Source organism: Aeromonas sp. (assembly GCF_050633025.1).
Lineage (GTDB): Bacteria > Pseudomonadota > Gammaproteobacteria > Enterobacterales > Aeromonadaceae > Aeromonas.
Window position 1 is genome coordinate 1 of sequence record NZ_JBODRQ010000135.1, and the last position, 8,845, is coordinate 8,845.

General features: G+C 60.5%; 10 protein-coding genes. 6 read left to right on the plus strand and 4 right to left on the minus strand.

What is annotated here, in order from left to right:
- The coding region (locus ACRAUW_RS14965) for a TSUP family transporter (RefSeq protein ID WP_431362913.1) at positions 1–769 on the plus strand (769 nt) is incomplete at its 5' end.
- On the opposite strand, the gene ACRAUW_RS14970 is transcribed toward ACRAUW_RS14965, so the two are convergent.
- Both ACRAUW_RS14970 and hemL read right to left on the minus strand, forming a co-directional pair.
- The gene (locus tag ACRAUW_RS14970) at positions 684–1,499 is read right to left on the minus strand and encodes a hypothetical protein (protein ID WP_431362914.1); all 816 of its coding nucleotides are present in this window, start codon (positions 1,497–1,499) and stop codon (positions 684–686) included. The genes ACRAUW_RS14965 and ACRAUW_RS14970 overlap by 86 nt on opposite strands.
- A 217-nt stretch (positions 1,500–1,716) precedes the next feature.
- Positions 1,717–3,003: a glutamate-1-semialdehyde 2,1-aminomutase gene (gene hemL / locus ACRAUW_RS14975; protein WP_431362915.1), complete on the minus strand. Its 1,287-nt coding sequence runs from the start codon at positions 3,001–3,003 to the stop codon at positions 1,717–1,719.
- 245 nt (positions 3,004–3,248) lie between these two features.
- Here hemL and clcA point away from each other — a divergent pair, with 245 nt between their 5' ends.
- The 3 genes from clcA to erpA all read left to right on the plus strand — a co-directional run bounded on the left by clcA (position 3,249) and on the right by erpA (position 5,862).
- On the plus strand, positions 3,249–4,637 hold the full coding sequence (gene clcA / locus ACRAUW_RS14980) for a H(+)/Cl(-) exchange transporter ClcA (protein ID WP_431362916.1): 1,389 nt from the start codon (positions 3,249–3,251) through the stop codon (positions 4,635–4,637).
- 91 nt (positions 4,638–4,728) lie between these two features.
- Positions 4,729–5,424, plus strand: a complete 696-nt coding sequence (locus ACRAUW_RS14985) for a DUF6776 family protein (protein WP_139707379.1) — start codon at positions 4,729–4,731, stop codon at positions 5,422–5,424.
- Between the two features lie 87 nt (positions 5,425–5,511).
- Positions 5,512–5,862: an iron-sulfur cluster insertion protein ErpA gene (gene erpA / locus ACRAUW_RS14990; protein WP_005340225.1), complete on the plus strand. Its 351-nt coding sequence runs from the start codon at positions 5,512–5,514 to the stop codon at positions 5,860–5,862.
- Positions 5,863–5,997: 135 nt separating this feature from the next.
- Here the strand turns inward: erpA and ACRAUW_RS14995 are convergent, their stop codons facing one another.
- Positions 5,998–6,156 (minus strand): hypothetical protein, encoded by a 159-nt coding sequence (locus ACRAUW_RS14995; RefSeq protein ID WP_431362917.1) that lies wholly within the window; start codon positions 6,154–6,156, stop codon positions 5,998–6,000.
- Positions 6,157–6,365: 209 nt separating this feature from the next.
- On the opposite strand from ACRAUW_RS14995, the gene ACRAUW_RS15000 reads away from it, so the two are divergent.
- Both ACRAUW_RS15000 and ACRAUW_RS15005 read left to right on the plus strand, forming a co-directional pair.
- Positions 6,366–6,821 carry a hypothetical protein gene (locus ACRAUW_RS15000; protein WP_069554689.1) on the plus strand — a complete coding sequence of 152 codons (456 nt, stop codon included), beginning with the start codon at positions 6,366–6,368 and terminating at the stop codon, positions 6,819–6,821.
- A 143-nt stretch (positions 6,822–6,964) separates the two neighbouring features.
- Positions 6,965–8,116, plus strand: a complete 1,152-nt coding sequence (locus ACRAUW_RS15005) for an iron-containing alcohol dehydrogenase (protein ID WP_431362918.1) — start codon at positions 6,965–6,967, stop codon at positions 8,114–8,116.
- An 89-nt stretch (positions 8,117–8,205) separates the two neighbouring features.
- On the opposite strand, the gene ACRAUW_RS15010 is transcribed toward ACRAUW_RS15005, so the two are convergent.
- The gene (locus tag ACRAUW_RS15010; protein WP_005354960.1) at positions 8,206–8,664 is read right to left on the minus strand and encodes a methylglyoxal synthase; all 459 of its coding nucleotides are present in this window, start codon (positions 8,662–8,664) and stop codon (positions 8,206–8,208) included.
- Positions 8,665–8,845 lie beyond the last annotated feature (181 nt).

The following is an 8,845-nucleotide window of genomic DNA, read 5'->3' on the forward strand; positions in this document are numbered from 1 at the left end:
CGGTGGGGTTGCCAACTTTCTCGATACCCTGGGGGTGGGCAGCTTTGCCGTAAAGACCGCCTGTTACAAGCAGTTCAAGCTGATCGATGATCGGGTGCTGCCGGGTACCCTAAATGGGCAGTGCGTGCTGCCGACCGTGACTCAGTCGCTGATCTTCGTCGGCGCAGTCGCAGTGGAGCCGCTGACGCTGATCAGCATGATGATGGCCGCCGCAGCTGGCGCAGCCTGGGGCGCTCGTCATGTGGCCTCGTTTGATCGGCAGACCATCCGGCTGGTGATGGCCATCTCCTTGCTGGTCGTCGCAGGGCTTATCTTTGCCGGTCTGCTGGGCCTTTTCCCTGTAGGCGGCGATGCGATGGGGCTCTGTGGCTACAAGTTGGCTATCGCCCTGCTCGGCAACTTCATCTTCGGAGTGTTGATGAATGTCGGTATCGGCCTGTTTGCTCCCTGCATGACGCTGGTCTATCTGCTGGGGATGAATCCGCTGGCGGCGTTTCCCATCATGATGGGCTCCACCGCCGTGCTCAGCGTCTTCTCCGCAGGCACCTTTATCCGCAAAGGGGCGTTTGATGCCAAAGCCGTGCTGGCGGTGGCCATCTTCGGCCCCATCGGTGTGGTGCTGGCCGCCATGCTGGTCAAATCCATGGATATGGAGATGCTGAAGTGGTTGGTTGCCTTTATCGTCATCTATACCTCCTGGACCATGTACGCCTCCTGGCGGGCAGTGAGTCGCTCCCCTGTGCAACTGGCGGTGGAGAGCGCAGGCTAGCCTGTACCAGTGCCGCTTCGGCCTTGGCCCCCAGAAAAACATAGAGGCCAAGCGCCAGCAGCAAACCCACCGCACACCCCATCACTCCGACCGCTGGCCAGAGCAGCTCGCTCTGGCCGAGCGAGCCTTTGAACAGCAGCAACAGCCCCTCGATGGAGACCGCGATCAGAATGGCGGCGATAAAGCGGGTGATGGTGCGACGAATGGCGCTGTGGCGGAAGATATCCTTATGCAGCAGTACCTCCTCTTCCAGAATGGTCTTGCCCAGATCGAACACCGCCAGTGCCAGCGTCAGGAAGATGATGGCGCTAAAGGCGCCGAGCTGGTTCTGCTGCTCGCCGCACAATAGCTGGTAGAGCTGCTCCAGCCCGTGCCAGATCAGGGTGGCGACGATCATAAACAGCGCCATGCTGAGCACCACATAGACCGCCTTGAACCAGGGCATGGCGCGGCGGCGCTCCCTGTCTCCCATCAACCAGCCAATCAGCTGATTCAGACAGACGGTGATCTCCCGTCCTTGCCCCTGCACGATAAGGTGCAACCGGTTATGGGCGGCCGGTGCCGCAGGCTGGATGCACATCGGCCCCTGATAGTGGTCAATGCTGACGACAAAGGGATACCCCTTGAGCGAGACAAGGGGGGCGCTGAGCAGCCCCTGCAGTAGCGGGGTCAACTCCTCCTGATACTCCTGATAGCGCCGCAGCACATCGATGGGGCTCATCTCTGCCATATGGACCTCGGTGAAGTGGGCTCTTGCGCTGAATGTGCAAATAGTGGGCCTGCTTTATGACAGGGATGGCGGGGCAAGTTGCACCAGAGGATGACAAATTGGTGAGTGACGAAGAGGGGATGCACCAGAACTGGGCGTATCGATGCCCTGTCTGGTGATGAAGGCACAGCAATAGAAAAGGGCCCATGACGGGCCCTTTGCGACAACCTGCGGCGATTTAGCCAGCCAGCTTGGCGAAGCTGCGCTCGGCGGCAGCCAGAGTGTGTTCAATCTCCTTGTCGCCGTGAGCCAATGACAGGAAGCCCGCCTCGTAGGCGCTCGGCGCCAGATAGACGCCCTCTTCCAGCATGAGATGGTAGAAGCGCTTGAAGCGTTCCATATCGCAGCGAGTGACCTGCTCGTAGCGGGTGATTTCGGGCTCGTCGGTGAAGAAGAAACCGAACATGCCGCCCACATAGTTGATGGCGAGCGGAATGCCATGCTTGGCCGCGGCCGCTTTCAGCCCTTCTGCAACCCGCGCTGTCTTGGCGCTCAGCTGCTCATAGAGACCCGGCTCCAGTAGCAGATCCAGCATGGTCAGACCGGCCGCCATGGCCACCGGGTTACCGGAGAGAGTACCTGCCTGATAGACAGGGCCGGTCGGGGCTATGTGCTGCATCACCTTCTTCTTGCCGCCGAAGGCGCCAACAGGCATGCCGGCACCGATGATCTTGCCAAGGGTGGTGAGATCCGGGTCGATGTTGTAGTGACCCTGGGCACCGCGCAAGGAGACGCGGAAGCCGGTCATCACCTCGTCCAGGATCAGCAGGGCGCCGAACTCGTCACAGATGGCGCGCAGCCCTTCCAGGAAGCCGGGGACCGGCGGGATGCAGTTCATGTTGCCTGCGACCGGCTCGACGATGATACAGGCGATCTCGCTGCCGTACTGGGTGAAGGCTTCACGTACCGAATCCAGATCGTTGAACACACAGGTCAGGGTGTGCTTGGCGAAATCGGCAGGAACGCCCGGGCTGTTGGGTTGACCAAGGGTCAGGGCGCCGGAACCTGCCTTGACCAGCAGAGAGTCGGCGTGGCCGTGGTAGCAGCCTTCGAATTTGACGATCTTGTCGCGGCCGGTGTAGCCACGGGCCAGACGGATGGCGCTCATGGTGGCTTCGGTGCCGGAGTTGACCATCCGCACCTGCTCCATGGAGGGGACGATCTGGCGGACTTTCTCGGCCATCAGCACTTCGATCTCTGTCGGCGCACCGTAGCTCAGCCCTTTTTCCACCGCCTTGATGACGGCGGTCTTGATGGCCGGGTGGTTGTGACCCAGCAGCATGGGGCCCCAGGAACCGATGTAATCCACATAGGCCTGACCATCCACATCATAGAGATAGGCGCTATCGGCGTGATCGATGAAGCGGGGCGTGCCGCCGACCCCATTGAAGGCGCGGACCGGTGAGTTGACGCCACCCGGAATGGTCTGGCGGGCCTGTTCAAACAGCTGATCTGATTTTGACATGGATCATCCTTAATGGGATTTGGGTTGTCACGCGGCAGTAAAGCAGTCGATCGAGACTCGGCAGGTAGGGGTATCAGGAGTATGCTTTGCGCTCTCGCCACCCGGACTCTCGGTCTGCTCCCGTGACAAAAATTTAACGGGCCGACTATAGCAGAAAGCCCCAGCCCTGGGCAGCCGAGCAACGCGCCGGGTGATCCTGGTCTCAGCTAGCTGACGATATGGTTTTTCCAAGTTGGTGTAACAAGATGGCGCAACAAGCTCTCTCCTCTGAAGCCGAAACCTCTTCGCGGGGGCCGCTTTCCCGCATTATCCGGCAAGACAAGATGCCCTTGCTGGTTCTGCTGCTGGCTGCGCTGGTCGGCACCCTGGCCGGGCTGGTGTGCGGCATGTTCGAATCGGGTGTCCATTGGCTGGCAGAGCAACGCATCGCCTTGCTGGCCGACCGTCCCTGGTGGCAACTAGGTCTGCTTGGCTTTGGCTTCAGCGCCTTGCTGGGATTTGTCGGCTACTTCCTCACTCATACTTTTGCTCCCGAGGCCGGTGGCTCGGGTATTCCCGAGATCGAGGGGGCGATGGACGATCTGCGCCCGGTGCGGTGGTGGCGAGTGTTGCCGGTCAAGTTCTTCGGCGGCATCTGCACCCTGAGCTCCGGTATGGTGCTGGGGCGGGAGGGGCCTTCGGTACAGATCGGCGGCAACCTCGGCAAGATGGTGGCGGATATCTTCCGGTTGCCCAAGGAGCATGGCCACGCCCTGCTGGCCGCCGGTGCGGCGGGCGGTCTGGCGGCAGCCTTCAATGCGCCGCTGGCGGGCATCCTGTTCGTGATGGAGGAGATGCGACCGCAATTCCGCTACTCCTTTCTGGCCATCAAGGCGGTGGGGATCTCCGCCATCATGGCGACCCTGATGCTGCAGAACATGAAAGGGCAGGGGGCGGTGATCACCTTGCCCCACTACGATGCGCCAGCCCTCAAGGCGCTCTGGCTGTTCCTCTTTATGGGGGCCACCTTCGGGGTGCTGGGTTTTGTCTTCAACAAGCTGGTGCTGGCCTGTCAGGATGGCTATCTGGCGTTGCATCAGAACAAGCGCCACCGTTTTGTGGCCATCGGCATGCTGGTCGCCGGAACGTTTGGTGTGCTGTCGCTGTTTGCCCCCGCGGTGACGGGGGGCGGCACCGAGCTTATTCCCCATCTGATGGGGGATGAGTATGCGATGGCGACCCTGTTCCTTATCTTCTCGGTGCGGCTGGTTGCGACCCTCATCTGCTTCTGCTCCGGTGCACCGGGCGGGGTGTTTGCGCCAACCCTGGCATTGGGCACCCTGTTTGGCGTGGTGTTCGGCCATCTGTTTCATGCGGCGTTTCCGGAGCTGGGCATCGAGCCCGGCGCCTTTGCCATCGCCGGGATGGGGGCGCTGTTTGCTGCCACCGTGCGCGCTCCCATCACCGGTATCGTCTTGGTCACCGAGATGACCGACAACTATCAGCTGATCCTGCCTATGATGATTACCACAGTGGGAGCCACCCTTGTGGCGCAAGCGCTGGGCGGTCGTCCCATCTATTCCCAGATCCTTGAGCGAACTTTACGGCTTGCCGCGCGTCAAAAGCGGGGTGATGGCAGCGCCACGGCCAGTTAATTTTTCCCTTTATCGCCTTTGGCCTCGGTCAGGGCGGTATAGTGAAGGGAGAGGCGCTGCCGTAAATGGCGTGATAACGGGATGAGGGGCTATGTCCAATCTATTGAAGTTATTGGTCGTGTTAGCCGTTGGCGGGCTCATCGGTTACTTTGTCGGTAACCGCCAGGAGCTGGCCCAGAGCAGTCTGTTGGTGGTACAGCAGGAGACGCTGGATCGTCAGAGCAAGGCCATCGGCCAGCTCAAGACCGAATTGGGGGTGAAAGATACCCGGCTGGCGACCCAGAAAGCGGCCTTCGAGCAGTTGCAGACCACCCTGAAGAGTCAGGAGGCGCAGGTGCAGGAGCTCAAGCGCCAGCTGGCCTTTTTCGAGCGGATCATGCGCCCCACCGGCGAACAGGTGGGGGTGGTGATCGACAACTTGACCCTGCAGGAGACCAGCATTCCCGGTCGTTACCACTACCGTCTCGCCCTGACCCAGCCCGCCAAGAAACGGGAGCTGTTTCGCGGGCAGGTGCAGATCCGGGTCGAGGGAAGTCTGGCTGACAAGCCGAAGACGCTGACCGGTCGCGATCTCGGAATGAAGGTGAGCGAGTGGCGCTATGCCCTGCGTTATTTCCAGCTGCTGGAAGGGAACTGGCAGTTGCCGGAAGGCTTTGTGCCGGATCGGATCCGTGTCACCATCAACAAGGATGGCAGGCAACCGGCGCAAGAGTTGCTGGTTGAGTGGGGCGAAGTGATCAAGCCGCTGGTCGCCGCACCGCCAGCTCCGGTTCCCGCTGCCGGTTAAACGTGGTGAATACTTGAACTGAATGGTCGGGTATTGGATAATTTCGCGGTTTCCATGTTTGTGGATCTAATGGTTGTGAGGTCAGTAATGAGTGCAGTAGCAGAAGCCCCGCTGCCCATCCAGATGACGGATGCGGCGGCCAACAAGGTGAAGAACCTGATCACCGAGGAAGAGAATCCCGAGCTGAAGCTGCGGGTATACATCACGGGTGGGGGCTGCTCCGGTTTCCAGTATGGCTTTACCTTTGATGAGAAGATCAACGACGGGGACACCGTAGTCGAGAAGAATGGCGTCACCATGGTGATCGATCCCATGAGCCTGCAATATCTGGTAGGTGGCAGTGTGGATTATACCGAGGGTCTGGAAGGCTCACGCTTCACCGTGACCAACCCCAACGCCACCACGACCTGTGGTTGTGGCTCCAGCTTCTCCATCTGATCGGCATTATCGGTCTGATGAAACGGCTCTCGGTAACGAGGGCTGTTTTTGTTTGGGGGATCAGCGATGCTGGTCAAACAGCATTCCCCTGAAACAACAAGGCGCCAAAGGGGCCTCTTTGCGTAGGCGAGTCGTTTACAGGCTCATGATCTTCTTGAACTCCTCCTCCGAGTGTTTCTTCTCGCTGCGCTTGGTGAGATCCGTCATCAGCTTGTAGTGCAGCGCTTTGGTCATCTGGTAGGTCTGAGCCCGCTGGCCTTGTCGCAGGCGCCAGCGGATGCGAACTGTGCCCAAACAGCATGAGCCTGCAGCAGATGAGTCATGATTCTGACGCCTGCTTGCGAGGGATGCGTGGTGAGATCCGCCATATCTCTGGATCTCGCACTATCTGACAAGTTGGCCTGTAACTTGCTGGTTTAATTGATAATGGTGGGGCATGACGCCCCATGTGACCGGATCAGCCTGTGCTCATTGCCGCAGATGCGCACCGAATTGGAGCCCCCATGGATATCAAACCCTACAGCCAACAGCTTGCCCAGAGCGCATCCAACAACCGCGCCCTCGCTACCCTCAACAGTGCCAGTAGCGGTGGTCAGGGTGGTGGCTGGGAGGAGATGGTCAGCCTCTCCACCCAGCGCATGACCGGTCAGGCCCAGCAGGTGCTGACCTACGAACATCTGGCCAAGAACAACAAGCTGCCGCCGGCGCTCGATATGAGCTCCGACAAGGGGGGCGTGGTGCAGCAGCTGGTGGACAAGGCGCTCGGGTTTGATCGCAAAAAATTCAACGAGATAGAAGACAAACTCAAGGCTATCGCCGACAACAAGAAGCTGACCCCGGAAGAGCGGGCTGAGCAGAGCAAGCCGCTCAACGAGCAGAAAGATGCGATGCTGAAAGAGGCAATGGATCGCCTGACCGGCAAGAAGAGCTCATCCAAAGATGAGGCTAAAACCGCCTGATCCCGTCACTGTTGTATGAGATACCCGGTCGGCACCGATGGGCCAGTGTCGACCGCCGATGGGCAAGCTTCTGCCACCTCTTTTGACCTCACCTCCCCACAGGCGCACAATGTCCGCGCATTGAGCCAGTCGAGGAGTCCGCCGTGTACAACTTCCAATATGCCAATCCGACCCGTATCTGTTTCGGCGAGGGGCAGATCGCCAGCCTGCCCGAACTGATCCCGCCCGGCAGCCGGCTGCTGGTGCTCTACGGCGGAGGCAGCATCAAGCAAAACGGCGTCTATGAGCAGTTGACCCGGGCGCTGGAGGGGGTGACGTGGCAGGAGTTTTCCGGCATCGGCGCCAACCCCAGATTCGAGCTGTTGATGGAGGCGGTGGCGCAGGTGAAGCGCGAGCGCATCGACTTCCTGCTGGCGGTCGGTGGCGGCTCGGTAGTCGATGGCACCAAGTTTGTTGCGGCCGCCGCCTGCTACGAGGGGGATGATCCCTGGGATATCTGCGGCAAACAGGCGAGCGTGCACAAGGCGCTGCCGATGGGCTGTGTGCTGACCCTGCCGGCGACCGGCTCCGAGAGCAATCCCACCTCGGTGGTGAGCCGGGGGGATGTGAAGATCTCCTTCAGAAGCTCGCTGGTGCAGCCGCAATTTGCGGTGCTCGATCCGGCGACCACCTACAGTCTGCCGCCTCGCCAGACCGGCAATGGAGTGGTGGATGCCTTCGTCCATATTGCCGAGCAGTACCTCACCTTTCCGGTGGGAGGCGAGGTACAGGATCGGCTGGCGGAAGGTTTGCTGCAGGTGCTGGTGGAGAACGGCCCCAAGGCGCTGGCGGAGCCGACCAACTATCAGGTGCGGGCCAATCTGATGTGGGCGGCCAGTCTGGCGCTCAACGGCCTTATCGGTTGCGGAGTGCCGCAGGATTGGGCCTCTCACGCCATCGGCCATCAGCTGACGGCACTCTACGGGCTGGATCACGGCCAGAGCTTGGCTGTGGTGCTCCCCTCACTGCTGCGTGAGCGGGCAGCGCAGAAGCAGGAGAAGCTGGCCCAGTTTGCCGAGCGGGTGTGGCATTCGACCCGCGAGGACAAGGGCCTGTGCATCGAGGAGGCGATCATCCGCACCGAGCAATTCTTCCAGAAGATGGGACTGGGGACCCGGCTGGTTGACTATGGCCTCAGCGAAAGTTGCATTCCGGCGGTCTGCTCCAACCTCAAGCGGGTGGGGCGCACCGCGCTCGGTGAGCAGCAGGATATCGACCCGGATCGGGTGGCACGCATTCTCGCCCGCGCGCTATAAGCCGGCGCCGGTTTGTGTCCCTGGCTGATTCATTTTCCCAATTAAAGAGGGCCGCTTGTTGCGGCCCTCTTGCATGACGGGTTTGCCGATCACTCGGTGCGCGCCTTCAGATAACCGGCGTAATCCGGGATCTGCACGCTGAACGCCTGCCGCATATGGGGGCTATCCATGATGAAGTCGGCGGTCGCTTCGTTGGTGGCAACCGGGATGTTCCACACCGCAGCCAGCCGCAGCAACGCCTTCACGTCCGGATCGTGCGGCACCGCATTGAGGGGGTCCCAGAAGAAGATCAGCACGTCGATCTTCCCTTCGGCGATCAGGGCGCCGAGCTGCTGGTCGCCACCCATGGGGCCGGAGAATAGGCAGGTGATGGGCAGCTGCGCCTGCTTGCCGAGCATGGTGCCGGTGGTGCCGGTCGCATAGAGGTGATGGAGCTTGAGCTCCTCCTTGCGACGCATCACCCAGTTCAGCAGAGGGGTCTTCATGTTGTCGTGAGCCACCAGTGCCACCCGTTTGTGGGGCGCCATCTCGCGTGCAATCTGTTCCATGGAAATCGTCCGTAGCATTGTTATTGGAAGAGAGCCGTATCCTAATCGAAAGCCATGACAGATGCTGTGTCGGGCGTATTAACTGTGATCCTGTCGAAAAGTTTTCGGGTTATGGCTGCTCAAATGAAGAGACCCGCGCTGGCGGGTCTCTTTGCTTGCTGGCTTGCTGGCTCAGGAGCCG